The organism is Sphingopyxis solisilvae, assembly GCF_015475875.1.
In the GTDB taxonomy this organism is placed as follows: domain Bacteria; phylum Pseudomonadota; class Alphaproteobacteria; order Sphingomonadales; family Sphingomonadaceae; genus Sphingopyxis; species Sphingopyxis solisilvae.
Genome location: NZ_JADKYM010000001.1, coordinates 75,193 through 99,352, shown reverse-complemented (window position 1 = coordinate 99,352; position 24,160 = coordinate 75,193). Strand labels below are relative to the sequence as shown.

28 protein-coding genes and 2 tRNA genes are annotated in these 24,160 nt (G+C 64.1%); 16 read left to right on the top strand and 14 right to left on the bottom strand.

The features are described 5' to 3' along the window. The first annotated feature begins 42 nt into the window (after positions 1-42). The 7 genes from IR187_RS00485 (at position 43) to IR187_RS00455 (ending at position 5,211) form a co-directional block, all read left to right on the top strand. Positions 43-540, top strand: coding sequence for a UPF0262 family protein (locus tag IR187_RS00485; protein WP_194952755.1), 498 nt, complete (start codon positions 43-45; stop codon positions 538-540). Between the two features lie 3 nt (positions 541-543). Continuing rightward, positions 544-1,299 (top strand): glycoside hydrolase family 25 protein, encoded by a 756-nt coding sequence (locus tag IR187_RS00480; protein ID WP_194952754.1) that lies wholly within the window; start codon positions 544-546, stop codon positions 1,297-1,299. Then, positions 1,296-1,742, top strand: coding sequence for a cytidine deaminase (locus tag IR187_RS00475; protein ID WP_194952753.1), 447 nt, complete (start codon positions 1,296-1,298; stop codon positions 1,740-1,742). Before IR187_RS00480 ends, IR187_RS00475 begins: the two co-directional genes overlap by 4 nt. 185 nt (positions 1,743-1,927) lie before the next feature. After that, the gene (dcd, locus tag IR187_RS00470; RefSeq protein ID WP_077146023.1) at positions 1,928-2,482 is read left to right on the top strand and encodes a dCTP deaminase; all 555 of its coding nucleotides are present in this window, start codon (positions 1,928-1,930) and stop codon (positions 2,480-2,482) included. A 166-nt stretch (positions 2,483-2,648) separates the two neighbouring features. Continuing rightward, entirely contained in the window at positions 2,649-3,164 is a 516-nt protein-coding gene (locus IR187_RS00465) for a DoxX family protein (RefSeq protein WP_194952752.1), read from the top strand. A gap of 69 nt (positions 3,165-3,233) precedes the next feature. Next, entirely contained in the window at positions 3,234-4,403 is a 1,170-nt protein-coding gene (locus tag IR187_RS00460) for a saccharopine dehydrogenase family protein (RefSeq protein ID WP_194952751.1), read from the top strand. Between the two features lie 7 nt (positions 4,404-4,410). Continuing rightward, a complete protein-coding gene (locus tag IR187_RS00455) occupies positions 4,411-5,211 on the top strand; it encodes an acyl-CoA thioesterase (RefSeq protein WP_194952750.1) in 801 nt (266 codons plus the stop codon). Here the strand turns inward: IR187_RS00455 and IR187_RS00450 are convergent. The 4 genes from IR187_RS00450 to IR187_RS00435 form a co-directional block, all read right to left on the bottom strand. Next, positions 5,202-6,557: a sensor histidine kinase gene (locus tag IR187_RS00450; protein WP_194952749.1), complete on the bottom strand. Its 1,356-nt coding sequence runs from the start codon at positions 6,555-6,557 to the stop codon at positions 5,202-5,204. The two genes, IR187_RS00455 and IR187_RS00450, sit on opposite strands and share 10 nt — an antisense overlap. Continuing rightward, positions 6,554-7,288: a response regulator gene (locus tag IR187_RS00445; protein WP_194952748.1), complete on the bottom strand. Its 735-nt coding sequence runs from the start codon at positions 7,286-7,288 to the stop codon at positions 6,554-6,556. Before IR187_RS00445 ends, IR187_RS00450 begins: the two co-directional genes overlap by 4 nt. Before the next feature lie 130 nt (positions 7,289-7,418). After that, complete coding sequence (locus tag IR187_RS00440) at positions 7,419-8,000, bottom strand: EF-hand domain-containing protein (protein WP_194952747.1); 582 nt, start codon at positions 7,998-8,000, stop codon at positions 7,419-7,421. Between the two features lie 227 nt (positions 8,001-8,227). Continuing rightward, complete coding sequence (locus tag IR187_RS00435) at positions 8,228-8,464, bottom strand: hypothetical protein (protein WP_194952746.1); 237 nt, start codon at positions 8,462-8,464, stop codon at positions 8,228-8,230. A gap of 212 nt (positions 8,465-8,676) precedes the next feature. Between IR187_RS00435 and IR187_RS00430 the strand changes: the two genes are divergently transcribed. Continuing rightward, the gene (locus IR187_RS00430) at positions 8,677-9,171 is read left to right on the top strand and encodes an FKBP-type peptidyl-prolyl cis-trans isomerase (RefSeq protein WP_194952745.1); all 495 of its coding nucleotides are present in this window, start codon (positions 8,677-8,679) and stop codon (positions 9,169-9,171) included. Here the strand turns inward: IR187_RS00430 and IR187_RS00425 are convergent. Further along, positions 9,168-10,262 (bottom strand): phytanoyl-CoA dioxygenase family protein, encoded by a 1,095-nt coding sequence (locus IR187_RS00425; RefSeq protein WP_194952744.1) that lies wholly within the window; start codon positions 10,260-10,262, stop codon positions 9,168-9,170. The two genes, IR187_RS00430 and IR187_RS00425, sit on opposite strands and share 4 nt — an antisense overlap. A gap of 186 nt (positions 10,263-10,448) precedes the next feature. Continuing rightward, positions 10,449-10,522, bottom strand: a tRNA-Gly gene (locus IR187_RS00420). 98 nt (positions 10,523-10,620) lie between these two features. On the opposite strand from IR187_RS00420, the gene dinB reads away from it, so the two are divergent. Further along, positions 10,621-11,745 (top strand): DNA polymerase IV, encoded by a 1,125-nt coding sequence (gene dinB, locus IR187_RS00415; protein WP_324187621.1) that lies wholly within the window; start codon positions 10,621-10,623, stop codon positions 11,743-11,745. Here the strand turns inward: dinB and IR187_RS00410 are convergent. Both IR187_RS00410 and IR187_RS00405 read right to left on the bottom strand, forming a co-directional pair. Then, positions 11,738-12,202, bottom strand: a complete 465-nt coding sequence (locus tag IR187_RS00410; RefSeq protein WP_194952743.1) for a hypothetical protein — start codon at positions 12,200-12,202, stop codon at positions 11,738-11,740. The two genes, dinB and IR187_RS00410, sit on opposite strands and share 8 nt — an antisense overlap. Before the next feature lie 56 nt (positions 12,203-12,258). Next, entirely contained in the window at positions 12,259-13,851 is a 1,593-nt protein-coding gene (locus IR187_RS00405; protein ID WP_194952742.1) for a peptide chain release factor 3, read from the bottom strand. 77 nt (positions 13,852-13,928) lie between these two features. Here IR187_RS00405 and IR187_RS00400 point away from each other — a divergent pair, with 77 nt between their 5' ends. Together IR187_RS00400 and IR187_RS00395 are read left to right on the top strand one after the other, a co-directional pair. Further along, positions 13,929-14,567: a hypothetical protein gene (locus IR187_RS00400; RefSeq protein WP_194952741.1), complete on the top strand. Its 639-nt coding sequence runs from the start codon at positions 13,929-13,931 to the stop codon at positions 14,565-14,567. A gap of 293 nt (positions 14,568-14,860) precedes the next feature. Continuing rightward, positions 14,861-15,664: an enoyl-CoA hydratase-related protein gene (locus IR187_RS00395; RefSeq protein WP_194952740.1), complete on the top strand. Its 804-nt coding sequence runs from the start codon at positions 14,861-14,863 to the stop codon at positions 15,662-15,664. An 89-nt stretch (positions 15,665-15,753) separates the two neighbouring features. On the opposite strand, the gene IR187_RS00390 is transcribed toward IR187_RS00395, so the two are convergent. From IR187_RS00390 to IR187_RS00380, 3 genes are all read right to left on the bottom strand, one after another. Continuing rightward, positions 15,754-16,356 (bottom strand): HD domain-containing protein, encoded by a 603-nt coding sequence (locus tag IR187_RS00390; protein WP_194952739.1) that lies wholly within the window; start codon positions 16,354-16,356, stop codon positions 15,754-15,756. A gap of 74 nt (positions 16,357-16,430) precedes the next feature. Next, positions 16,431-17,153: a COG3904 family protein gene (locus IR187_RS00385; RefSeq protein ID WP_324187620.1), complete on the bottom strand. Its 723-nt coding sequence runs from the start codon at positions 17,151-17,153 to the stop codon at positions 16,431-16,433. Beyond that, complete coding sequence (locus tag IR187_RS00380; RefSeq protein ID WP_194952738.1) at positions 17,125-17,685, bottom strand: hypothetical protein; 561 nt, start codon at positions 17,683-17,685, stop codon at positions 17,125-17,127. Before IR187_RS00380 ends, IR187_RS00385 begins: the two co-directional genes overlap by 29 nt. Positions 17,686-17,837: 152 nt before the next feature. On the opposite strand from IR187_RS00380, the gene IR187_RS00375 reads away from it, so the two are divergent. Then, positions 17,838-18,278: an RrF2 family transcriptional regulator gene (locus IR187_RS00375; protein ID WP_194952737.1), complete on the top strand. Its 441-nt coding sequence runs from the start codon at positions 17,838-17,840 to the stop codon at positions 18,276-18,278. Positions 18,279-18,331: 53 nt separating this feature from the next. On the opposite strand, the gene IR187_RS00370 is transcribed toward IR187_RS00375, so the two are convergent. The 3 genes from IR187_RS00370 to IR187_RS00360 form a co-directional block, all read right to left on the bottom strand. Then, the gene (locus IR187_RS00370; protein WP_194952736.1) at positions 18,332-18,742 is read right to left on the bottom strand and encodes a hypothetical protein; all 411 of its coding nucleotides are present in this window, start codon (positions 18,740-18,742) and stop codon (positions 18,332-18,334) included. A 154-nt stretch (positions 18,743-18,896) separates the two neighbouring features. Continuing rightward, positions 18,897-18,972 (bottom strand) — tRNA-Ala (locus IR187_RS00365). 118 nt (positions 18,973-19,090) lie between these two features. Continuing rightward, on the bottom strand, positions 19,091-19,414 hold the full coding sequence (locus IR187_RS00360; RefSeq protein WP_194952735.1) for a TIGR02300 family protein: 324 nt from the start codon (positions 19,412-19,414) through the stop codon (positions 19,091-19,093). A gap of 124 nt (positions 19,415-19,538) precedes the next feature. Between IR187_RS00360 and aroA the strand changes: the two genes are divergently transcribed. The 4 genes from aroA (at position 19,539) to rpsA (ending at position 24,017) form a co-directional block, all read left to right on the top strand. Beyond that, the gene (aroA, locus tag IR187_RS00355) at positions 19,539-20,867 is read left to right on the top strand and encodes a 3-phosphoshikimate 1-carboxyvinyltransferase (RefSeq protein WP_194952734.1); all 1,329 of its coding nucleotides are present in this window, start codon (positions 19,539-19,541) and stop codon (positions 20,865-20,867) included. Continuing rightward, positions 20,864-21,400, top strand: coding sequence for a hypothetical protein (locus IR187_RS00350; RefSeq protein WP_194952733.1), 537 nt, complete (start codon positions 20,864-20,866; stop codon positions 21,398-21,400). Before aroA ends, IR187_RS00350 begins: the two co-directional genes overlap by 4 nt. Further along, positions 21,400-22,029 carry a (d)CMP kinase gene (locus IR187_RS00345; protein ID WP_194952732.1) on the top strand — a complete coding sequence of 210 codons (630 nt, stop codon included), beginning with the start codon at positions 21,400-21,402 and terminating at the stop codon, positions 22,027-22,029. The genes IR187_RS00350 and IR187_RS00345 overlap by 1 nt, the downstream gene beginning before the upstream one ends. Positions 22,030-22,304: 275 nt before the next feature. Continuing rightward, complete coding sequence (rpsA, locus tag IR187_RS00340; RefSeq protein ID WP_194952731.1) at positions 22,305-24,017, top strand: 30S ribosomal protein S1; 1,713 nt, start codon at positions 22,305-22,307, stop codon at positions 24,015-24,017. The last annotated feature ends 143 nt before the right edge of the window (positions 24,018-24,160 follow it).

Below are 24,160 nucleotides of genomic sequence, written 5' to 3'. Positions count from 1 at the left end.
CGGCTTGCCCTTCGCCCCGTGACAAGTAGAAGCACAGGCACAATGTCAGACGCCGACCCATCCCGACAGCGCATCATCTCGATCGAGCTCGACGAAGGCTCGATCATCTGGCGCAACCCGGACGTCGAACAGGAGCGCCGCGTCGCGATTTTCGACATTCTGGAAGAGAACAGGTTCGTGCCGCAACGCGGCCACCCCGATGGCTATGCCGGCCCCTACCGCCTGCTGTTGCGCGTCGAGGACGGACGTCTGATCTTCGAAATCAGCCGAGAGGACGGATCGCCGCTCGAAGCGATCATCCTCGGCCTTGGCCGCTTCCGCCGCCCGATCCGCGATTATTTCGCGATTTGCGACAGCTATTATCAGGCGATCAAGACGTCGACCGCGCAGCAGATCGAGACCGTCGACATGGCACGCCGCGCGCTGCACAACGAAGCGGCCGAGATGCTGATGGACCGGCTCGACGGCAAGATCGCGGTCGATTTCGACACCGCGCGGCGGCTGTTCACGCTGATCTGCGTTCTGCACATCAAGGGTTGAAGCGTGGCGACGGGGGCGATCAGGAACAAACGGCCGACACGACCGGGCGGCGATTGGCGTAGCGCCGCCGCGCGCCTGCTCCGTCGCATCGGCGCCGCCATCGTCCTGCTGCTGCTGGCCGTCGGGCTCGCGCTCTGGTGGGCCGCGCGCTGGACTCCCGACCGCGCCCTCTATCCGACGCAGGGCGTCACGATCGACGCGGGCAACGGCGAAGTGCATTGGGGTTCGATCAAGGCTGCGGGCGCCGACTTTGCCTATGTCATGGGCACCGACGGCACCCGCGGCATCGACACCAAATTTACCCGCAACATGGTTGCAGCACGCGAAGCGGGCGTACAGACCGGCGCGATCCACCGTTACAGCCTGTGCCAGCTCGCGACCGACCAGGCGGCGAACTTCATCCGCCACGTCCCCCGCCGCGCCGACGCGCTGCCCGCCGTGGTCTGGCTCGACTATGACGATCGCTGCCCCGACCGCCCGACCCGCGCGTTACTGCTGTCGGAACTCGCGACCTTTCTTGCGCAGATCGAGGCGCATATGGGCAAGCGCAGCCTGATTGCGCCCGGCCCGGCGTTCGAAAGCGATTATCAGGTGACGCGTGGCATCGCCCGCACCATCTGGCTGCGCCGCGACTTTTTCGAACCCGAATATGGCGCGCATCCCTGGACGATGTGGCAGGCGAATAATTATGTGCGCCTGTCGGGCGCCGACGGCACGGTGGGATGGAACGTCCTCCGTCCGCAAGGAGACCCCGAATGAACGACACCCGCGACGAACTGATCGCCGCCGCACGCGACGCCGCCAGCCGCGCCTATGCGCCCTATTCGGGCTTTCATGTCGGCGCGGCGCTGCTACTCAAGAACGGCGACGTCGTGACCGGCGCCAATGTCGAGAACGCCAGCTATGGCCTGACGCTCTGCGCCGAAACCGCCGCGGTGGCCAAGATCGCCAACGAGGGCTGGATCGGCGAGCTGGTCGAGGTCGCGATCATCGGCGGGCGCCCCGACGGCAATGTGTTGCTCGGTAGCGATCCCGTCAACCCGTGCGGACGCTGCCGCCAGATCCTGAACGAGGCCGCCGAGCGGTCGAAGACCGATATCTTGGTGCATTGTGCGTCGGGCGACGGCGCTGCGGTGAAGACCTACCAGCTCAGCGAGCTGCTCCCTGCCGCCTTTGGCCCAAAAGATCTGGGACTGGTCTGAGTTTCCGTTCCACCGTTCCCCTGCGAAGGCGGGGGTCCGTCTCCTGACGTCGCGTTCTCGCGCAACGGCGCCGGAAAGCGAGAAATTGGGTGATGGGCCCCTGCTTTCGCAGGGGAACGGAAAGAACAATGGCGTTTGACGACTGACCGCTTGCGCAATCGCGCGGCCCTCGACAAGACAGCGGCATGGCCATTCTTTCCGACCGCTGGATTCGCGAAGCCGCCCGGACGCAGGGCATGATCGAACCGTTCGTCGAGGCGCAGCGCCGCGACGGCTGCATCAGCTACGGCCTTTCTTCCTACGGCTATGACGCGCGCGTCGCGCCCGAGTTCAAGATTTTCACCAACGTCGATTCGACGATCGTCGATCCCAAGGATTTCGACCCGAAAAATTTCGTCGATCGCGAAACCGACGTCTGCATCATCCCGCCGAACAGCTTTGCCCTCGCCCGCACGGTCGAATATTTCCGCATTCCGCGCGATGTGCTGGTGATCTGCCTCGGCAAATCGACCTATGCGCGCTGCGGCATCATCGTGAACGTCACCCCGCTCGAACCCGGCTGGGAAGGTCATGTAACGCTGGAATTTTCCAACACCACTCCCCTGCCCGCGAAGATTTACGCCAATGAGGGCGCGTGCCAGTTCCTGTTTTTACAGGGCAACGAGCCGTGCGAGACGAGCTACGCCGACCGCGCGGGCAAATATATGGGGCAAAAGGGCGTCACCCTGCCCAAGCTGTAACGGTCCGTCATTGCGAGCGTAGCGAAGCAATCCAGTGCGGTTTACGCGCACTCTGGATTGCTTCGCTACGCTCGCAATGACGCGGTGGGGAGCCACTAGGAACTAGTTGTCCTCCCAAGCGTCCTTTCTGCACCAGCGGTTGGGGCATCGTTTGGAGGATTGACGCATGTCCATGATCGCTGTCTTTATCGGGCGCCTTTTCATTTCACTGATTTTCATCGTGTCGGGAATCAACAAGCTGATTCACGTCAACGATACCAATGCGATGATCACCGCCACCGGGCTGCCCGCCGGCCTCGCCATCCCCGTCGGCCTGTTCGAACTGATAGCGGGCGTTTGCATCGCGCTCGGCATAGCGGTGCGGATGTGGTCGGTGCTGCTCGCGGGCTTTGTCCTAGCGACGATCCTGTTCTTCCACCGCGAATTTACCGATCCGGTGCAGGCAATGGCCGCGATGAAGAATCTGGCGATCGCGGGCGGGTTGCTCGCGCTGTTCGGTTATGGCCATACGCGCTGGAGCTATGACGCGCTGCGCCAGCGCCGCCGCGACGAACTCGCTACCCGTGACGCGCAGCTCCGCGCCACCGAAGCCGAAGTGCGCGCCGCGCGCGCCGAGGGCCGCGCAGAAGCGGCGGTTGGCGAAACGGTGGTCGTCGAAAAACGCCCCTTCTGGCGCCGCTGACGCTTGGTGCTTGGCATCGGCGTCATGCTGAGCTAGCCTCCCTTTACGTTTACGTAAAGGGAGGCATATATGGCCAGCCGCGAGTTTGACATCATCGTCTATGGCGCGACCGGGTTCACCGGTCGGCTCGTTGCCGAATATCTGACGCAGCATTATGCGGGCCGAAAGGATGCGCCGAAATGGGCGATGGCGGGGCGCAGCTCGGCCAAGCTGGCCGAGGTGCGCGACTTGATCGGCGCGCCTGCCGATACCCCGCTGGTCGTCGCCGACGCCAGCGATCCCGCAACGCTCGACGCAATGGCCGCGCGCACGAGCGTCGTTCTGACCACCGTCGGCCCCTATCAGCTTTACGGCAGCTACCTCGTCGCGGCGTGTGTGAAGGCGGGCACCGCATATGCCGACCTGTGCGGCGAACCCGGCTGGATGCGCGAGATGATCGACGAACATGAAGCCGCGGCCAAAGCGTCGGGCGCGCGCATTACCTTCAGCTGCGGGTTCGATTCGATCCCCTTCGATCTTGGCGTCCATTTCCTGCAGGCCGAGGCTGTGAAGCGCCATGGCAAGCCCGCGCCGCGCGTCAAAGGCCGCGTCCGCAAAATGGCGGGCGGCGCATCGGGCGGCACCATCGCCAGCCTGACCGAAACCTTGAAGGCGGTCGCGAAAAAGCCGTCGCTGGCGCTGCTGCTCAAATCCAGCTTCGCGCTGACCCCCGGCTTCGAGGGACCGTCGCAGCCGACCGGGCTGTTCCCCGAATATGACAGCGCCACCGGCACCTGGACCGCGCCCTTCGTCATGGCGCCGATCAACACCAAAAATGTCCACCGCACCAACTTCCTGCTCGGCCACGCGTGGGGCGCCGATCTGGTTTATGACGAGATGGTGATGACGACGATCGGCGACGCCGGAAAAGCGATGGCCGAAGCTATGGCGAAGGCGAACCCGTTCGGCGAATCGAAGCTCAAGCCCGGCGAAGGGCCGAGCAAGGAAGAGCGCGAAAACGGCTTTTACGACATCCTCTTTATCGGCGAATATCCCGACGGCACGACGGTCCGCGCCAGCGTACAGGGTGACCGCGACCCCGGCTATGGCTCGACGTCAAAGATGCTGGCGGAAACCGGCATCGCCTTGCTCGCCAACAAGGGCGAAGGCGGGGTGTGGACCCCCGGCGCGCTGCTCGGCGACGCGCTGATCGCGCGGCTCACCGAACATGCCGGACTGACTTTCCAGGTCGAGGAATAACCGAACGATGTCGACCTCTCCCAGCGCGCTCGACGCGCTGCTTTCGACGCTGCGCACCGAAGACGGCGTGGCAAAGGCGCATATCGACGACGGCTGGATGCAGGGGCGCACCGCTTATGGCGGGATCAGCTCGGCGGTCGCGCTCGCCGGGACCATGGCGCTCCATCCGACCGACACGCCGCTGCGCTATGCGCAGATCAGCTTTGTCGGCCCGGTCGGCGGCGACTGCATCGTGAACACCCGCGTGCTGCGCCAGTCGAAATCCTCGCTGTTCGTCGACGCGGGCGTGTCGAGCGACGCGGGTTTCGGAACCGCGGCGGTCTTTGCCTTTTCGCCCGATCGCCAAAGTCATCTCGACCATAATTGGCTGGCAATGCCTGATGCACCGGCGCCCGAAACGCTCGAGCCTGTGCCCGAGCATCACGCGCGCCCCGCCTTTACCCGCCATTTCGACATGCGCCCGACGACCGGCCCGCGCTTTGCGTGGAAAAGCGAGGTTGGTGAATATCTGACCTGGGTGCGTTTTGTCGAGGAACCCGCGTGCCACCCGGCGGTCGCGCTGCTCGCGATGGGCGACGCGTTGCCGCCTGCGGCGATGGCGCTTTTCAGCCAGTTCGGCCCGATCAGCTCGATGAACTGGACGGTGAACATGCTCACCGCCGATCCGCGAACCGACGATGGTTGGTGGCTGCTGTCGGCCAAGACCGGCTATGCCCGCCACGGCTTGTCGGTGCAGGACATGATGCTGTGGAACCGCGCCGGCGAGCCGGTGCTGAGCGGCAGCCAGGCGATTGCGATTTACGCCTGAGCCGCTGCCGGCAGTGTAATCACCGCGTCCAGACCGCCGTCGGCACGATTGCGGAGCGTCAGTTCGCCGCCCTCGCCCTCGGCGATGTCGCGCGCGATCGAAAGCCCCAGCCCCGACCCGCCGGTTGCCCGGTTGCGCGACTGCTCGCCGCGCGCAAAGGGCTCGACCAGCGTCCGTATCTGATCGTCCGTCAGACCGGGACCATCGTCGGACACGATGATCCTGACCTCTCGTTGCTCCCGCTCGACCGACAGCCGCGCGCGCGTGCCGTATGCCGCGGCATTGTCGATCAGGTTGCGGAGCGCACGGCGCAGCAGCAACGGGCGCGCGACCACCACAGCATCGGCGGCCGCAGCCACGGTCACATCCTTGCCGCGTTCGCGATAATCGGCCGCCAGTTCTTCGGCCAACCCACGTAGCGCCACCGGTTCGCGCGATTCCGTGCCCGCGCCCGAGCGCGCCAGCGCCAATATGTCGGTCAACATCGCGGTCATTTCCTCAATCGACGCAATCATCTTGTCGCGCAGCACATCGTCATCGATCTGCTCCACCCGCACCCGCAAGCTGGCGAGCGGGGTGCGCAGATCGTGCCCGACCGCGCCAAGCATGCGGTCCTTGTCGGCCAGCATTGTCCCGATCCGCGCGCGATAGGCGTTGAAGGCGGTGATCAGGTCCCGCACATCGGACGGCCCCTCTTCCTCCACCGGCGTCGCGTCACGCAGCGCCGGGTTCGCCCGCGCCGCGCGGGTCAGGTCGCGCAGCGGCGCGGCCACGCGCCACGCGATGACCATGATCGGAACCAACAGCAGCAGGTACAAAGACAAGGTTTGCCACACCAGAAACCCCTGCAGCCGGTTCCCGCTGGTCGGGATACGGCCGCGGACGGCGATATAGCGGCCATCGATGCGGGCCGACACGACGACAGTCCGTCCGGGGATATTGGCGCGCAGCCGCGGCCGCTGCGGCAACGCCCAGGCATCGACCGATTGGGCTGCGACGTCGGCGTCATTGAGCAGATTGGCGACATAATCGGCTAGGTCGCGCATCGGCACGGCGCCCGCGGGCAGCGGCACCGGCCGGTCAGAGATCACCAGCTTCTGCGCGCGGTCGCGCACCTCCGGATCGCCGCGGCGACCGCGCCGGTCCGGTACGAATTCGCCGCGCCGGTCGCGGTCGAGCGCATCGACGATACGCGCCACCGCCATGCCGCCCCCGTGCGCCAGCGCTTGCTGCTTTTGCCCGCGAACCAGCAAGACAAAGTTGATCGCCTGCGCGACGAACAGCATCAACGCGACAGCAAAGACGAGCTGGCCGATCAGGCCGCGCGGCCACAGGCGAAATTTCATCCCGTCGCTCCGATCCGTTTGACTTCGCACGCCAGCGTGTAGCCGCCTCCCCACACCGTTTTGACGATCTGGGGATGCGCTGGGTCGACCTCGATCTTCTTGCGCAACCGGCTGACCAGATTGTCGATCGCGCGGTCGAAGATGTCGGCTTCGCGCCCGCGCACCAGATCGAGCAGGCGGTCGCGGCTCATCACCTGGCGCGGATGGCGCACCAGCGCGTGCAGCAGATGATATTCGCCCGACGACAGCGCCACTTCGTTGCCCGCCGCGTCGACCAACACCCGTTCGACCTCGCGCAAGATCCAGTCTGAAAAGGCATAGGATACCCCGCCCGGATCGAGCGTGCGTCCGCCCTGCTGCGTGCGGCGCAGCACGGTGCGGATGCGCGCCACCAATTCGCGGGGGTTGAACGGTTTGACGACATAATCGTCGGCGCCGATCTCCAGCCCGATGATCCGCTCGGTATCCTCGGCGCGCGCGGTGAGCAGGATGACCGGGATCGCGCTCGTCTCGCGCAGGTGCCGCGTGAGCGACAAACCATCCTCGCCCGGCATCATGATATCGCTGACCACCAGGTCGACGCCTTGCGCGCGCAATACCGATCGCGCCTCCGCCGCGCTGGCGGCGTCCGTCACCGCAAAGCCCTGCGCCGTCAGATATTCGGCGAGCGGTTCGCGGATCGACGGTTCGTCATCGATCAGCAGGATGCGCGGAGTGCCAATATCGGTCATCGTTCTTTCATCCGGAAAATAGTTCGCCCACCGGTCCGACGGACCGATGGGCGATAGCTGGCAGGGAGCCGCAGCGAAGGCAATGCCGGGAGGGGGAAGAAGCTCGCCTCCGCCGCCGGATCCCGCCAGATTATTGAGCCTTTGGCGCCGTGGTACCGCGCTGGGCACGCCACGCTGCGCGCTGCGCCTGGCGTTCCTCGGCCGTTACCACGCCATCCTTGTTTGCGTCGGCGGCATCGAAGCGAGCAAGCGCCGCGGTCTGGAATTCGGCGAGGCTCATCGCTTGGTTGCCATCCGCTCCGCGCATCATCCGACCGCCCATGGCGTACTGACCGCCACGCTTGCCCGGACCGCGCATGGCATGACGCTTGCCCTCACGGGCTTCCCCCGCTGCGACCCGCGTGGCGCGTTTTGCAGCACGATCGGCATTCTGGTTGTCCCATTCGGCGCGGCTGATGCTGCCGTCACCATTGGTATCGAGGCTGGCAAAGCGCTTGGCCTGCATTTCGGCGCGCTTGGCGGCGCGATCGGCGGCATCGATCTTGCCGTCTTTGTTGACGTCCATCTTTGCAAACCTCTCGGCAGCGCGCGTCTGCGCCTCGGCCCGGGTCAGCGAGCGATCGCCATCGCCCTTTGCGCCGCCGGGCGCGGCCAGCGCGGGCGTCGCCACCAGAGCGGCGCCGATCATCATAAGGGATATTTTTTTGTACATCATCAAACTCCTTCGCGGGAATTGACCCGACCGTTGCCGGGTTCCGATGAAGGCGTTTTAGGCACATTTTGTCCCAGCAACTTGCCGGATCGGGCGATAATTGTCGCAACTTGTCGCAGAAACCGAGCCCTGTTCATCAGCGCGCAACGGAATCGGCCATCGCGATACAAGACGGGGCGTGCCAGCGCGGCACGCCCCGTCCAAAGCTGGCGCCGAGGTTCTTGCCATTAAGGACTGACCGGCGAATCCTCGTCCTTGTCGCTGACCAATATGATTGCGGTAATGCCGGCAAGCAGCCCGACCAGACCGATGATCCAGCTGGAATTGCCCTCAAGATTGCTTTCGCCGCTCACCGCCGATCCGGCACGGGCCGAAGCGGCAGCCGGCGCAGCGGAAGCAGCGACCGGCGCGATGACGGTCGAGGCCGCGGCCAGCGCGACAAGAATTTTCCGGGAAGTGCGCATTTTTTTCTCCGTCGATGAAAAGGGTTAGAGCAAAAGGCCAACGAACGGGGCCGCCGATCGATCCATCGTTCCAACACGACTCGTCGCGCCGATCTGCCGCATCGACGCCACCCGCAATGTCGCACTTCCGCCAATCATACGGTGTCAAATCGCACAGGCGGCGCTATGGAAAGGCGGTGTCTTTCTTTCGCTGCGTTCCAACAGGGGTTCCGATGTCCGCTAACCGACTCTCCCGGCATTTGCTCTTGCTTGCCGCCTCGCTGGCACTTTCTCACGCGGTTGCCGCCAGCGCGCAACCGACCCAAGGCACGGCTTGGCTAAACCGCCAGATGGCGGCGCTGGCCGAGCGTAACGGCGCCGATGGCTGGCAGGTAACACCCAGCGGGCTGCGGTGGCGCCGCGTCGCGGGCGACGGTACCGGCGCCCGCCCCGACCCGACCGATGTCGTGACGGTCCATTATGTCGGCACGCTCGCGGACGGCAGCGAGTTCGACAGCTCGATCAAACGCGGCACCCCGACCAGCTTTCCGCTCAATCGCGTCATCCCGGGCTGGCAGGAGGGCGTCGCGCTGATGGGCGTCGGCGACAAGCTCGAACTCGCGATCTCCGCGCGGCTTGCCTATGGCCCCGACGGCAAAGGCCCGATCCCGGGCGCTGCGACGTTGCTGTTCACCGTCGAACTGCTGGGCATCGAACCCGCGGGCTAGCTCGCCAAAGCATTTGGACGGCGAACCGGTGCGCCGGCAGGTCGCAGCAGCGGCGATTGATCCAACAGGTCACCCAGGCAAAGGGGTTCGGCCGTGAGGGTCGGGTGCGGCGAATATCCGTCATGCCAATATTTGGTATCGATGACGTCGCGCGCGATGCTCATCGCGAACAGGCGCCGCGGCACCGGCGACCGGTTGTCGGGACCGGCATGGAGGATATCGCTGCGATACAGAATGACCGTTCCTTTGCGCGGCGCCGCCTGTACCAGGCGGAACCGGCTGCTCAGCGTTTTTCGCTGGCGATACAGCTTCCACAAAGTGCGCGGACCCAGCATGCGGATGCTGAATTCATTGTTCTTGCCCAACACGAAGCGCAGCAGGTTCGGCTGATGCTGGTCCCATCTGGTCGAAAACACCCGGTCGAGAAACTCGCCGTCGGCCAAGGGAGCCTCTCCGCTTTTGCGCATCCGCCAGAGTTTTTTCAGATTGTGGCGCAGGACGCGCCAGTTGCACGCTATTCTGAACAGGCGCATCAGCTCGTCGGCCGCGCCGCCATGCCGGTATTCGGCGCCGCTATACCCATGCGTGCCCGGTACGAACACCGTCCCGCCCTGCTCCTCCGATACATCTTCCACGGCCGCCAGCAGGCTGATCACGCCCATCGGGTCGCGGTGGATATATTGGTGCGAAGATCCGCGGTAGCTGGTCAGGGTGATGACTTCGAGCAGCGCGCGCGTCCTGCCGCAATATTCGGTAAAAACGCCCTCCAGCCGCTGGCACAATGTGGCCGCAAAGCGGATGACGGGCTCGTTCGAGGGAAGCGAGCAAAAGTCGCGCCGCAAATAACGATTGTCGGTCTCGCTGGCGAACGAGCAGCGGTTGCGCTCGGGATCGTCGATGGTTTGACGGATCAGGTCGAGACCGAAGGCCGCTTCGGCATTCGAAAGCAGGTCGGTCAGGACAACGAAACCGTGCGCGTCCATCGTCGCCAGCGCGCGCCGCACGCAATCGTCGGTCAGCTTGCCCTGTTCATCCAGGGACGCCGGCACTTCAAAATCGGTGGTGTCGCTGGAAATCTTGAGTTCGCTCATGCCAGTCTGCCCTGCAACGGCCCGCTATTCCCCAGTCCGCGCACCGGCTGCGGTGACCGCCCAAATGGCCGCCGGAGGATGGGGGACCGACCCGTTCCATTGGCGCAGAAACTTGACCATCGGGTTAACCCGCTGGCGGGACGGCAGTCGAAATCTGCCAAAGGCGCCTGGGCCGAAATGAGGGAATGGAGCGGGTAGCGGGAATCGAACCCGCCTAGCTAGCTTGGAAGGCTAGAGCATTACCACTATGCTATACCCGCATCGCCAAGGCTGGCGCGATTGCCATTTCACGTCGCGCGCGTCAAGCGCCGCGACGACGGGCGTTGAGAACATTCGGGCAACATGTTAAACGCTGCTGGTGGAAGATGTGCAGGATTCCCCGACCGGCGAGGCTGCCGAACGCCCCGTTCGCAAGATCATCCATGTCGACATGGATGCCTTTTACGCGTCGGTCGAACAGCGCGACGACCCGGCGCTGCGCGGCAAACCGGTCGCGGTCGGCGGCTCGTCGCGGCGCGGTGTCGTCGCCGCGGCCAGCTATGAGGCGCGCAAATTCGGGGTTCGCTCGGCGATGCCGAGCATCACCGCGAAGCGCCAATGCCCGGGCCTGATTTTCGTGCCACCGCGGTTCGAGGTATATCGCGACATTTCGCACCAGATCCGCGCGATCTTTCGCGACTATGCCGACGAGGTCGAACCGCTGTCGCTCGACGAGGCCTATCTCGATGTCAGCGCCGACAAGGCAGGACTGGGGAGCGCCACCGCGACCGCGCGGCTGATCCGCCGCCGCATTCGCGAGGAAACGGGCCTCACCGCCTCGGCGGGGGTTTCCTACAACAAGTTCATCGCCAAATTGGCGTCGGACCAGAACAAGCCCGACGGCCTCACGGTAATCCCGCCGGGAAAGGGCGCCGCATTTGTGCAGACGCTGTCGATCCGCCGCTTCCACGGGATCGGGCCGGTGACGGCGGCCAAGATGGAGGGGCTCGGCGTCTTTTCGGGCGCGGACCTCGCCGCCAGGGACCCGCTATGGCTCGCGACGCATTTCGGCAACAGCGCCGAATGGCTTTACAATCTGGCGCGCGGCATCGACCATCGCCGGGTCAAGTCGAACCGGCCGCTGAAGTCGCTGGGCGGCGAGCGCACCTTTTTCAACGACTTGGTCAGCGACACCGAAATCCGCGAAGCGCTCGCGCATGTCTGCACCGTCGTGTGGGATCGCGCCGCCAAGAAGGGCGCGCGCGGGCGGACGGTGACGCTGAAGCTGCGCTACGCCGATTTTCGTACGATCACGCGGGCGAAATCGGTCGCGACGCCGATCGCCGACGGCAACGCCCTGCTCGCGGCCGGCGAAGCGATCCTCGCGCCGCTGCTCCCCACCGAACAGGGCATCCGCCTCCTCGGCGTCACCCTGAGCAAATTCGAGGGCGATGAGGAAGAGGAGGAAAGCTCCGCCCCGGCCGATCTGCTCAGCCTTATTTAGCGAGCGCGGGCGTAAAGCGACGCATCGCCGCCTGCATCTTCGGCGACATCGCCCGATAGGAACAGCGGATCAGCGTTTCGTCCGAAACCTGGATCTCGTCGCGAAAGGGTGCGCCGACGCGATAAAGCGCGCGGTCGGGCGCGGTCGCCTTCACCCGGAAATAGCCAGCGCCATCGAACCCGCCAAACTGCATCTGTGTAAAACCGCCCGCGACCGCGCGCGTCTGCGTGATCGGTTGCAATTCGGCGTTCGGCCCCAGATTCTGCGTCGGGCCGTAATAATAGACCGAGCCCCAGCGTTTTCCGTCGTAGATATAGCCGTAATGCACCGACCCGCATTTCTGGCCTTCGTTGGTCCAGAACCCCGGTGCGATCGGCAGCGATATCGCCGGCTGTGCGGCAACCGGCGCGGCCATCCCCAGCGACGCGGCGGCAATCCAGTATCCCATCCTTCGCATCGATACTCCCTCCTTCGGTCCACGCAGGGAGATCGTGACAAAGTTGCGGTCGGCGATCAACCCGCAGCGGCGAAAATGCGCTCCTTGGTCGCGGTGAAACGGATCGCGGGGTGACGCTGCGTCACATAGCCGACTTCCCACGCATCCTTTGCCATGAATACCGGCGCGCCGTCGCGGTCGGTGGCCGATGCGCCGCGATGGTCGGCCTGAAAGGCCTTCAGCGCCGCCGGATCATCGCTGGCGATCCAGCGCGCGGTATCCCACGGCGACTGCTCCAGCTTGGCCTCGACCTTATATTCGGCCTCCAGCCGGCTGATCAGCACTTCCAATTGCAGCTGGCCGACGACGCCGACGATCATGTTCGACCCGATTTCGGGATAGAAGACCTGGATGATCCCCTCCTCCGCCATGTCGTCGAGCGCTTTCCGCAGCTGCTTGGTCTTGGTCGGATCGACGAGCGCGACGCGGCGCAGGATTTCGGGGGCAAAATTCGGCAGACCGGTGATCGTGACGTCGGTGCGTTCGGACAGCGTGTCGCCGACGCGCAACGTGCCGTGGTTCGGGATCCCGATGATATCGCCGGGATAAGCCTCTTCCGCCATCTCGCGGTCCTGCGCCAGGAACAGCATCGGGCGGCTGATCGCGATCGCCTTGCCCGTCCCGCCCTGCATCAGCCGCATCCCGCGTTCGAACTTGCCCGAACACAGGCGCATGAAGGCAATGCGGTCGCGGTGCGCCGGGTTCATATTCGCCTGCACCTTGAACACAAAGCCGGTGACGGCATCGTCGCCCGGCTGCACGGGGGCTGGTTCGGCCGGTTGCGGCTGCGGCCCCGGGGCGTGCTGGGCCAGCGCATTCAGCAGGTCGGTCACGCCGAACTCCTTCAGCGCCGATCCGAAATAGACCGGGGTCAGGTCGCCATTGCGGTAGGCGGCCGCATCGAACGGCGCGTAACAGGCCGAGGCGAGCTCGGTTTCTTCCTTCAGAAGCGAGAGCGCATCGCCGCTGAGTTGCGCCGCGAGTCCGTCGTCGTCCAGTCCCGACACGGCGATGCGGTCGCCCTCATACATGCGCGAAGCATCGCCGCCGGGCTTCATGATCGCCGGATCGACGAGGTCGTAAATCCCCTCGAACTGCCCGCCCATTCCGGCCGGCCAGTTCATCGGGCAGACGTCGAGCGCCAGCCGGTCGGCGACCTCGTCGAGCAGCTCGAACGGCGGCAGCCCTTCGCGGTCGACCTTGTTGATAAAGGTGATGATCGGCACCGAGCGCAGGCGGCAGACTTCGAACAGCTTCAGCGTCTGCGGCTCGATGCCCTTCGCGGCGTCGATCACCATCACCGCGCTGTCGACGGCGGTGAGGGTGCGATAGGTATCCTCGCTGAAATCCTCGTGCCCCGGCGTATCGAGCAGGTTGAACACCAGCCCGGCATGCTCGAACGTCATCACCGACGAGGTCACCGAAATGCCGCGCTGCTGTTCGATCTTCATCCAGTCAGATCGCGCGCGCCGCGCCTGCCCGCGCGCCTTGACCTCGCCCGCCATATGGATCGCGCCGCCCGCTACGAGCAGTTTTTCAGTCAGCGTCGTCTTGCCCGCGTCGGGGTGCGAGATGATGGCAAAGGTGCGGCGGTCGGGATGCTTGGACATGGCGCGGGCGCGTAGCAGGCGGCGGCGGATGTGGAAAGGGGCTGGCGTCGGCGGCGCGGCGGCCGCATGATCCCCCGATGCGAACCCTTCTCCTTGCCGTCGCGCTGATCGCCGCCCCTGCCGTAGCGGAGGAATCACCGTTCGTTGGCGAGTACCGTCTGGCCGAAGGCCCCGACGTAGGTGGTGGCCTTTTAATCCGCAGCGACGGTCGCTTCCAATATGTGCTCGCGGCGGGCGCGCTCGACGAGCACGCCGAAGGCCGCTGGGAAACGCACGGCGACATGGTCTGCTTCACCACCGATCCCAAGCCGCTGCCGCCCGCAATGGAAAAGGGGCCGCTTATCGAAGTCGAAGGCACCATCCCCACCCTGCTCGTCACCTGGCCCAACGGCAAGGGCGTCCCGGGGGTCGATTTCACGATCGGCTTCGACAGCGGCGATCCGGTGGAAGATTACACCCAATATTATGGCTGGACGATGCCCGAAAACGACAAGCGCGTGCCGCGCTGGATCGAGGTCCGCGAGCCGATCTACGACGTCACCGCGCCGCGCTTCGAATTGACCGAAGCCGATCGCGGCAAGCTGCGCGTAATCATCGTGCCGAACGATATGGGCGTCGTGAATTTCGAGGGCGCCTGCGCCGAAAAGACCGAACGCGGGCTCACCCTCCACCGCACCGAAGGCGATATGCGGTTCGTGCGGCTGGGCGGAGAATAGGGACGGCTTTGGGGGGAGAGCGGACGTAGAGATCCTCCCCGCTTGTGGGGAGGTGGCAGCGCGAAGCGCTGACGGAGGGGGTTGGCGTCTTCACGCAATGCTTGCGTCAGGCCGCGAGACCCCTCCACCACCTTCGGTGGTCCCCCTCCCCGCAAGCGGGGAGGATCTCTACGTCCGCAACCGGTCGAAAGCCGTCACGGCTCTTCTCCCTTCACTCTTGCACTCGTCCCGCAAATGCGCCACATCTTTACGTGAACGTAAAGGTAAAGCAGCCTGCGAGAGGATTCTTCCCCATGACCCTTCCGACCTTTGAAACGATCAAACTCGATATCGCCGATCAAGTCGCGACCATCACGCTGAACCGCCCCGACCGGCTCAATTCGATGCCCCCCGCAATGGCCGACGATATTCGCGAGGCGCTCGACCATCTGCCCTCACTCGGGGCGCGCGCTTTGCTGATTACCGGCGAAGGGCGCGGTTTCTGTTCGGGCGCCGATCTGGCGGGCGACCGCTCGGCCGGCGGTGCCGTGAGCGGCGGCGCGCGGAGCCGTAACGCGCTGCGTGGCCATTATAACCCGATGCTGCTGTCGCTCGCCAATCTCGACATCCCGGTGGTCGTCGCGGTCAATGGCCCGGCGGCAGGGGTCGGATGCAGCTTTGCGCTGTCGGGCGATTTCACCATCGCGGGCAAAAGCGCCTATTTCCTGCAGGCCTTCGTCAACATCGGTCTGGTCCCCGACGGCGGTTCGTCGTGGTTGTTGCCGCGGCTGGTCGGCGTCCCGCGCGCGCTGCAAATGATGATGTTGGGTGAGAAAATCTCAGCCGGTCAAGCAGCCGACTGGGGCATGATCTACAAAAGCGTCGAAGATGCCGAGCTGATGGGCGAAGCGAAGGCGCTGGCGACGCGGCTCGCCAACGGGCCGACGATCGCGCTCGGCACAATGCGCAGGGTGCTGCGCGACGGGCTGACGCAGGATTTCGCAACGACGCTCGATGCCGAAGCCAAAGGCCAGTTCATCGCGGGCGGCACCGCCGACGCGATGGAGGGCATCATGGCGTTCCAGCAGAAGCGCAAGACTGAGTTCAAGGGGAAATAGGTTAGCGTCGCCCCCGCGAAAGCGGGGGCCGCTAGCAACCTTGCACAGCGACGATAGCGGCCCCCGCCTTCGCGGGGGCGACGGCTATCTCATTCCGCCGCTTCCTCGACCATCACCTTTTTATAGATGCTGGTTTTGGGATAGGAGCAGATCCGCATCACCATCGGCTCGAAAAATTCAAGCGGCTCGCTGTCGTAATCCGGGTCGAACGCCGGCGCGTCATATTTTTCGCAGAATTCCGCGCAGGCATCATAAAAGGGATGATCCCTGAACTGGTCGCGCATGTCGCGGTCGAGGCCGATATAGTGGAAGAAATAATGGCCCTGGAAAATGCCGTGATGCTGGACGATCCACAGATTCTCCTCTGACAGAAAGGGCTTGAGGATCGCCGCCGCGACGTCGGGGTGGTTGAATGCGCCGAGCGTGTCGCCGATGTCATGGAGCAGTGCCATCACGACATATTCCTCGTCGCGGCCGTCACGGTGCGCGCGGGTGGCGGTTTGCAGGCAATGTTCCAGCCGGTCGACCGGAAAGCCGCCATAATCGCCGCCGAGCAATTTCAGATGGTCGAGGATGCGCTTGCCATTCTGCGGCGCGAACGCCTTCTGCTCGCGCGCGATGATGTCCCAGTCTTCCTGCGTCCCGTCGATCATCGAGCGGAAGGTGGCGTGGTCGTGCGTCATGTCGGTCATGGCAGCCTCTCCTTGTTAGCCGCCAGTCTACGTCATTCGTTGCTGTTTGCAACTCTACGGAAGATGCCCGCGCCTTACTCGGGCGCGTAGGTCACCCCATATTTGAGCGCCTCGTCAAGCGTCAGGCAGCGGCGGGTTGACTTGTTCTCTTCGGTCGCCACCGCCTGTTGGCGATACATGACCTCGGTCAACAATTTTCGCGAGATCCCCATCCGAATCAGGAAATCATTGTCTTCGCTGGCGAGCAGCGCAGAATCCTGTTCGATATCGCCGATCAGTTCGCGTGTGGCGTCGGTGCCCATCGCCACGCTCATGTCGATCGCCGACCGGTCGCCGGTGCGGGTGAACATGTGGACGATGAACAGGCCGCCGGGATCGATGACCCGCGGCGCGCCGCCCATGAACACAAAATTGCATGCGCTGAAACAGGCCCAGCCTGCAGGGATTCGCGTCGTGACGCCCATATTGGATCGGATGACCCGCCCCGCCGCGTTGCCCGCGCGCGCGTCGCCGCCGGGCGAGCGCAGCCAGATTTCGCCAACGTCGGGATTGGCTTTCAGTGCTGCGGCCAACCGTTCGGGCAATCCCGGATCGACGCGCCCTTCGGCCAGCATGACCTTCATTTCCCCGCGTTTTTCGATGGTCAGTTTCATGGTCGGATTGGTCGACCAGTTCGGGTTCAGCGGACAAGTCGGATTGGCGGGGTCCATCGCGGTCGCGCCGGTCAGGCTGGCAAGCGCCAGCGCCGCGACGCCGATCCGCGCGATTTTACGCAGCAAGGACATAGCGCGATTCACCCGGTCCCCTGCACATCCGCTTTGTGACCCGTGTCTCTTCCCCATCGACGATGATGAAATCGTTGACGTTCATACATTTGCGGCCGCCGCTTTCTTCATTGATCGACGCGACAGTCGACGACCCGCTGACTTCGGGTCGGGTCGCGCTGGTCCAGTTCACGGTCGCCCCGACCTCCTCGCCCCGCGTCGCTTCTTCGGTCGCCGTCGCTGCCTGCACCTGCTCGGCGGGATCCAGCCGGCAGGCGATGGCATCGGTCAATGTACCGCTGACTTCGGAGATCGGCACATAACTGTAAACGCCCGCCTTGCTCGCCGCGTCACCGACCGCGTCGCGAATGACACCGCCCAATATGCCGCGTCCGACGCTGCTGCCCTTCTTCCCCTTGGGGCATCCGCCGTTGTCGTCGCTAGGGCTCGGAGTCGGCGTCGGTGCCGTGACCTTTCTCAGCAAACCGCCAAACTGGGCATAGGTCGGCGTCGCCACGAGCATGGAAGCCGCCAATATCGCCGGAACGCTCAAGAATTTACGCATCATACAGCCCTGCCCCAAATCATCGCCATCGCGGCATGTCGGCTTCGCTTATAACCGACGTTCATGCCACCCGCTGTGATTTTCATCAACTCTCGGCGAAATCTCATCCAGACAGGTTGAATTAAGCCTGAATATGTCACAGTAACCGCGCCATGCTCTCGCAAAAGACCCGATACACGATCCGTGCCTTCCAGCATCTTGCCGATCATTGGGGCAAGGGCCAGGTCCAACTGGCGGATATTGCCGACGCACAGAACATTCCGCCAAAGTTCCTGACCGTGATCCTGTCGGAAATGGCGCGCGAAGGGCTGCTGATCTCGCAGCGCGGACGCGACGGGGGTTATCAGCTTGCGTTGCCGCCGGTCGATATCAGCTATGGTGACCTCGTGCGGCTGACGCGCGGGTCGCTGGCGCTGGTGCCCTGCGCGTCGCGCAACGCGCACGAACATTGCAAGAATTGCCTGCCCGAAGCCGAATGCCGGTTGCGCAGCCTGATGCTGAAAGTCCGCGACGACACCGCCTCGGTGCTGGACCGGATTACCTTGGCCGATCCGATCGCGCTGGAACCCTTGTTTGATGAGGTTGCGGGATAAGGGGTGCCTTCCCGGTGCTGGAAGGTTTCGACCAGTTGCGGACCTTCACAAGCCTATTCATCGAGATGAATGCGTGAAACTTTCCGGTTGTCATCCAAGCACAGCTGAATGGCACCGCCCGGCGCCGGTTCCTTCATATAGAATTGAAAACATCGCACATTATCAGGAGGGGCGCGAACTTCCACTGAACAATACTCCGAAGCAAAGCTATCGCGTTGCTCTCCAGCGGCATCGGCAGCTGCGATCCATGCAGCTTCTACGATGGGATCAGCGCTATCGTGATGGACTGCCTTCAGGTTTTCTAAGTAGCTGAATCTAGCTGCAGAGCATCCGCCAGCGGCATTGCTCAACGATGGGCGTGAGTCATCAACAGGTAATTTCTCGGCGTCGCCACACGCGACGATCGGTAGAGCCAACGACGCCGATACGGCAAATAAGAAGCCGTTGTGGTGGCAGCGTCTCATCCCCATCTTGCTCCTACAATCCTTTGGAACAGCAAGAAGGAGGGAGAATGGGCGAATGTCAATTTCCCACCCCAAACCCGACATCGATGGTGCCCAATTGCAGCCGCCACGCCCAACAAAAAAGGCCCGCTTGCGCGGACCGTTTTTGAAAAAATGGTGGAGCCTAGCGGGATCGAACCGCTGACCTCCTGCATGCCATGCAGGCGCTCTCCCAGCTGAGCTAAGGCCCCGTACCAGATGTGATCGCCCTGGGCGGTGCGACCGGGACGCCGCCTTTAGCAGCGCCGCCGGGCGATGCAAGGGGCCAAATCATCTTTCACCGATTTTTTGGCCCCCGGCGAAAAGGTGTCAGCTTTCGTCGTCGTCGTCGTCGCCGGTCGCCACACCCAGATCATCGTCGCCGCCGAGGTCGACGTCATTGTCAGGCGAGTCGCTGTCCTCGTCGACGTCGACATCCAGATCCAGATCCTCGTCGGCCGTGTCTTCCTTGACGACCTTGCCCGGCTTTTCGATCTGTTCGAACGGCATCGGCTGCTTCGATTTCAGCACCGATTCCGGGATCCAGCTGTAGCCGCAATTGATGCAGCTGACCGGATCATCCTTGGTCAAATCATAGAATCGGGTGGCGCATTTCGGGCAGCTGCGCTTCGTGCCCCATTCAGCCTTGATCATAAAAGCCTCGTAACCTTCTGGAAACAATATGAAAATATCGGAAGACGACGGCGTCTGAATAGCTATCCGTCAAATCGGCGTGCGCCTTGCCAGATTGTAAGGGCGCTGTCAAAAGCCGCTCGCCATGACCGATCGAACCGCCACCCCGCGCAGCTGTGCCGCCTCCGTTCCGTTGAACGGCCGGATCGCGATTCCCGGCGACAAAAGCATCTCGCACCGGTCGCTGATGCTGGCGGCACTTGCAGTGGGGGAAAGCCGCGTCACCGGCCTGCTCGAGGGGCATGATGTGCTGGCGACCGCGGCCGCGATGCGCGCGATGGGCGCGACGATCGAACGGCGTGACGACGGCGAGTGGCGCATCCATGGCGTCGGGGTCGGCGGGTTGCTCCAGCCGCGCGAAGCACTCGACATGGGCAACAGCGGCACCTCGACGCGGCTCCTGATGGGACTGGTCGCCAGCCATCCGATCACTGCTACGTTCGTCGGTGACGCCAGCCTGTCGGGCCGCCCGATGGGCCGCGTGATCGATCCGCTGGCGCAGATGGGCGCCGACATCTCGGCCTCGCCCGGCGGCCGTCTGCCGCTGATGGTGCGCGGCCTCGCCCCCGCCATCCCCCTTGCCTACCGCCTGCCCGTCGCCTCGGCACAGGTGAAGAGCGCGGTGCTGCTCGCCGGGCTCAACACGCCCGGCATCACCGAAGTCATCGAACCGGTGCCCACCCGTGACCATAGCGAGCGGATGCTCCGCGGTTTCGGTGCCGACCTGGCGGTCGAAACCGATGCGGACGGCACCCGCCATATCCGTATCGCGGGCGAAGCCGAGTTGAAGCCGCAGACGATCATTGTCCCCGGGGACCCGTCATCAGCCGCGTTTTTCATCGTCGCGGCGCTGATCGTGCCGGGCTCCGACATCACCATCACCCATGTCGGGCTGAACCCGACCCGCGCCGGGCTGATCGAGGTGCTGCGCCAGATGGGCGGCGACATCGAGCTCATCGATCCACGCGAAGTCGGCGGCGAACCCGTCGCCGATCTGCGCGTCCGCCACAGTGCGCTGACCGGCATCGACGTCGATCCCGCGGTCGCGCCCAGCATGATCGACGAATATCCGATCCTGTTCGTCGCCGCCGCACTCGCCGAGGGCCGCACGGTGACGACCGGCCTCGACGAGCTGCGCGTCAAGGAAAGCGACCGTCTTGCCGTCATGGCGACCGGGCTGACGGCGATCGGCGCACGCGTGACCGAAAGCGAGGACGGGCTGGTGATCGACGGCACCGGCGGCGACCCGCTGCCCGGCGGCGCAACAATCGCCGGTCATCTCGACCACCGCATCTGCATGAGCTTTGCGATTGCCGGACTTGTCACCGGGTCACCGGTGACGATTGACGACATGGCACCGGTCGCGACAAGCTTTCCCAATTTCGAGGCGCTGCTGGGAGAATTGCAGTCATGATCGTCCGTCGCACCACCGCCACATCGGCCTTTGCTGCGCTCGCACTGCTGTTCGGTATGCATGGCGCCCACGCCAGCGAAGCGATCAGCGATCCCTTGAAGCGCGCCGACGCGAGCTTTTCGGCGCATGCGCTGAATCGCGCGGTCGATCCCGAAAGGATTGGACGACTGGTCAACGAAAAGGATTGCACCGAAACCGCAATCGATTGCGAGTGGCAGGACAGCGCCGGTGTCCGCCACATCATTTTTGGCGAGGTCATCGCGATCAAAATTATCAATGCGGCCGAAGTTAGAAACCGCGACATTGCTGCGCTCGATATCGGCACCGCCCGCGCGCGGCCCGAGGTTATGGCGCGCGTTCGTGCTTTCCTGCCCGAAATCGCGATCGACTGCCTGGAACCCGGCCAGGCGGGCGAAGGCGACGGCATCGCATCGTGCGGTGGCTCGTTCGAACCCGACGGATGGATCAAATTGCTGTTCGGTCCCGATAACCAGCTGATCTCCGTGCGCATCGACGCATTCCAGGGCAATTGATGATCATCGCCGTCGATGGCCCCACCGCATCGGGCAAGGGCACGATTGCGCGGGCGCTGGCGGAGCATTTCGGTCTGCCGGTGCTCGACACGGGGCTGCTCTATCGCGCGGTCGGCTATCAGACACAGCTCAATCACGGCGATCCGGACGATGCCGCCGACGCGCTGGCGGCATGCCAGTTCCCCGCCAGTCTGCTCGATGATCCCGCGCTACGCTTTGAAAGTACCGGCAGCCTTGCCAGCCGGGTGTCGGTGCATCCGCCGGTCCGCGCCGCGCTGTTCCAGCGGCAGGTCGATTTTGCCAACCAGCCCGGCGGCGCGATCCTCGACGGCCGCGACATCGGTACAGTGATCGCGCCGCACGCCGACGCGAAGCTGTTCGTCACCGCCAGCGCCGAGGCGCGCGCGCGCCGCCGCCATGCCGAGATGCTGTCGCGTGGTGTCGATGTGACCTATGACGCGGTGCTGGCCGACGTTCACGCCCGCGATGCCCGCGACACCGGCCGCGCCGATGCCCCGTTGCTGCGCGCGCCCGATGCGATGCTGCTCGACAACAGCGACATGCCGCCCGCAGCCGCAATCGCAGCGGCGATTGCATTTGTCGAAACGCGGACTCGAAACAATGGCTGAACCCGGCTTTGAACCTTGCATTTGCAGGTGTTGCCGCCTATAGGCGCGCGGTCCGACGGGCTTTGTGCCGGTCGAGGCACGGACAGACCGCCGCCTGAAAACGCGTGCGGGGCGTGACGGGATGCACCCGTCGCGCCCGTTTTGCTTTGCCCCTGCCCCGCCCGCAAAGGTCCCAAGGATGTTCCGCATCGCATCCGGCGGGCGGGACATATCGGCCACAAGACCAGCGGAACCAACCGCTTGGCCGGAACAAATGAAGTAAGGAAATTTTCTCTATGGCCACTACGGCTTTTCCGACGCGCGACGATTTCGCCGCGATGCTCAATGAATCGCTTGGTGGTGCGGACGGCGGCTTTGAAGGCCGCGTCGTCAAGGGCACCGTCACCGCGATCGAAAACGACCTGGCAGTCATCGACATCGGCTTGAAGAGCGAGGGCCGCGTTGCCCTGCGCGAATTCGCCATGCCGGGCCAGAAGGCCGACCTGAAGGTCGGTGACGAAGTCGAAGTCTATGTCGACCGCGTCGAAAACGCCAATGGCGAAACCATGCTGTCGCGCGACCGCGCCCGCCGCGAAGCCGCCTGGGACCGCCTGGAAGAAGAATTCAACAAGGAAGCGCGCGTCGAAGGCGTGATCTTTGGCCGCGTCAAGGGCGGCTTCACCGTCGATCTCGGCGGCGCCGTGGCGTTCCTGCCCGGCAGCCAGGTCGACATCCGCCCCGTGCGCGACGTCGGCCCGCTGATGGACTTGCCGCAGCCGTTCCAGATCCTGAAGATGGATCGCCGCCGCGGCAACATCGTCGTGTCGCGCCGTGCCATCCTGGAAGAAACGCGCGCCGAACAGCGTTCGGGCCTGATCCTCAACCTGGAAGAAGGCCAGATCATCGAAGGCGCGGTCAAGAACATCACCGATTATGGTGCGTTCGTTGACCTCGGCGGTATCGACGGTCTGCTCCATGTCACCGACATGAGCTACAAGCGCGTCAACCACCCGAGCGAAGTCATCAACATCGGTGACACGGTCAAGGTGCAGATCATCCGCATCAACCGCGACACGCAGCGCATCAGCCTGGGTATGAAGCAGCTGGAAAGCGATCCGTGGGAAGGCGTTGCCGCCAAATATCCGGTCGGCGCCAAGCTGTCGGGTACGGTCACCAACATCACCGATTACGGCGCCTTCGTCGAACTGGAAGCCGGCATCGAAGGCCTGGTCCACGTCAGCGAAATGTCGTGGGTCAAGAAGAACGTCCACCCCGGCAAGATCGTTTCGACCAGCCAGGAAGTCGACGTCATCGTCCTCGAAGTCGACAGCGACAAGCGCCGCATTTCGCTGGGCCTGAAGCAGGCACAGTCGAACCCGTGGGGGGCGTTCGCCGAAGCGCATCCGGTCGGTTCGGTCGTCGAAGGCGAAGTCAAGAACGCGACCGAATTCGGTCTGTTCGTCGGCCTGCCGGGCGACGTCGACGGCATGGTCCATATGTCGGACATCGCATGGGGCATCTCGGGCGAAGAAGCGCTGCACCTGCACCGCAAGGGCGAAAATGTTCAGGTCGTCGTGCTCGACGTCGATGTCGAAAAGGAACGCATCAGCCTGGGCATCAAGCAGCTTGAAAAGGGCGCTCCGGCCGTCGGCGGCGGCGTCGCCGCAGCCGGTTCGGTCAAGAAGAACGACATCGTCACCGTGACCGTGCTCGAAGTTCGCGACAACGGCCTGGAAGTCCAGGCCGGCGAAGACGGCATCACCGGCTTCATCAAGCGCGCCGACCTTGGCCGCGACCGCGACGAACAGCGCGCCGAACGCTATCAGGTCGGCCAGAAGTTCGATGCGATGGTCATCGGGTTCGACCGCTCGAAAAAGCCGAACTTCTCGGTCAAGGCGATGCAGATCGCCGAAGAGAAGGAAGCCGTCGCGCAGTACGGCTCGTCGGACTCGGGCGCGTCGCTCGGCGACATCCTCGGCGAAGCGCTGAAGGCCGGCAAGAAGGATTAATTTCCTCCTTTAGCCGTCAGGCGAAATTAAAGGCCCGCAGAGTGTCCCTCTGCGGGCCTTTTTCTTTCAGTGATATATTTTGACCAAACAGTGATTCATGATACCTTCCGCGCGCGTTGGGAGGGGTCTCACGCAAAACAATG

Bases quoted from the DNA above. Each gene is read 5' to 3' on its own strand.
- IR187_RS00485 (WP_194952755.1), top strand. From the start codon at position 43: ATGTCAGACGCCGACCCATCCCGACAGCGCATCATCTCGATCGAGCTC.
- IR187_RS00475 (WP_194952753.1), top strand. From the start codon at position 1,296: ATGAACGACACCCGCGACGAACTGATCGCCGCCGCACGCGACGCCGCC.
- dcd (WP_077146023.1), top strand. From the start codon at position 1,928: ATGGCCATTCTTTCCGACCGCTGGATTCGCGAAGCCGCCCGGACGCAG.
- IR187_RS00465 (WP_194952752.1), top strand. From the start codon at position 2,649: ATGTCCATGATCGCTGTCTTTATCGGGCGCCTTTTCATTTCACTGATT.
- IR187_RS00460 (WP_194952751.1), top strand. From the start codon at position 3,234: ATGGCCAGCCGCGAGTTTGACATCATCGTCTATGGCGCGACCGGGTTC.
- IR187_RS00455 (WP_194952750.1), top strand. From the start codon at position 4,411: ATGTCGACCTCTCCCAGCGCGCTCGACGCGCTGCTTTCGACGCTGCGC.
- IR187_RS00450 (WP_194952749.1), bottom strand. From the start codon at position 6,557: ATGAAATTTCGCCTGTGGCCGCGCGGCCTGATCGGCCAGCTCGTCTTT.
- IR187_RS00445 (WP_194952748.1), bottom strand. From the start codon at position 7,288: ATGACCGATATTGGCACTCCGCGCATCCTGCTGATCGATGACGAACCG.
- IR187_RS00440 (WP_194952747.1), bottom strand. From the start codon at position 8,000: ATGTACAAAAAAATATCCCTTATGATGATCGGCGCCGCTCTGGTGGCG.
- IR187_RS00435 (WP_194952746.1), bottom strand. From the start codon at position 8,464: ATGCGCACTTCCCGGAAAATTCTTGTCGCGCTGGCCGCGGCCTCGACC.
- IR187_RS00430 (WP_194952745.1), top strand. From the start codon at position 8,677: ATGTCCGCTAACCGACTCTCCCGGCATTTGCTCTTGCTTGCCGCCTCG.
- IR187_RS00425 (WP_194952744.1), bottom strand. From the start codon at position 10,262: ATGAGCGAACTCAAGATTTCCAGCGACACCACCGATTTTGAAGTGCCG.
- IR187_RS00410 (WP_194952743.1), bottom strand. From the start codon at position 12,202: ATGCGAAGGATGGGATACTGGATTGCCGCCGCGTCGCTGGGGATGGCC.
- IR187_RS00405 (WP_194952742.1), bottom strand. From the start codon at position 13,851: ATGTCCAAGCATCCCGACCGCCGCACCTTTGCCATCATCTCGCACCCC.
- IR187_RS00400 (WP_194952741.1), top strand. From the start codon at position 13,929: ATGCGAACCCTTCTCCTTGCCGTCGCGCTGATCGCCGCCCCTGCCGTA.
- IR187_RS00395 (WP_194952740.1), top strand. From the start codon at position 14,861: ATGACCCTTCCGACCTTTGAAACGATCAAACTCGATATCGCCGATCAA.
- IR187_RS00390 (WP_194952739.1), bottom strand. From the start codon at position 16,356: ATGACCGACATGACGCACGACCACGCCACCTTCCGCTCGATGATCGAC.
- IR187_RS00380 (WP_194952738.1), bottom strand. From the start codon at position 17,685: ATGCGTAAATTCTTGAGCGTTCCGGCGATATTGGCGGCTTCCATGCTC.
- IR187_RS00375 (WP_194952737.1), top strand. From the start codon at position 17,838: ATGCTCTCGCAAAAGACCCGATACACGATCCGTGCCTTCCAGCATCTT.
- IR187_RS00370 (WP_194952736.1), bottom strand. From the start codon at position 18,742: ATGAGACGCTGCCACCACAACGGCTTCTTATTTGCCGTATCGGCGTCG.
- IR187_RS00360 (WP_194952735.1), bottom strand. From the start codon at position 19,414: ATGATCAAGGCTGAATGGGGCACGAAGCGCAGCTGCCCGAAATGCGCC.
- aroA (WP_194952734.1), top strand. From the start codon at position 19,539: ATGACCGATCGAACCGCCACCCCGCGCAGCTGTGCCGCCTCCGTTCCG.
- IR187_RS00350 (WP_194952733.1), top strand. From the start codon at position 20,864: ATGATCGTCCGTCGCACCACCGCCACATCGGCCTTTGCTGCGCTCGCA.
- IR187_RS00345 (WP_194952732.1), top strand. From the start codon at position 21,400: ATGATCATCGCCGTCGATGGCCCCACCGCATCGGGCAAGGGCACGATT.
- rpsA (WP_194952731.1), top strand. From the start codon at position 22,305: ATGGCCACTACGGCTTTTCCGACGCGCGACGATTTCGCCGCGATGCTC.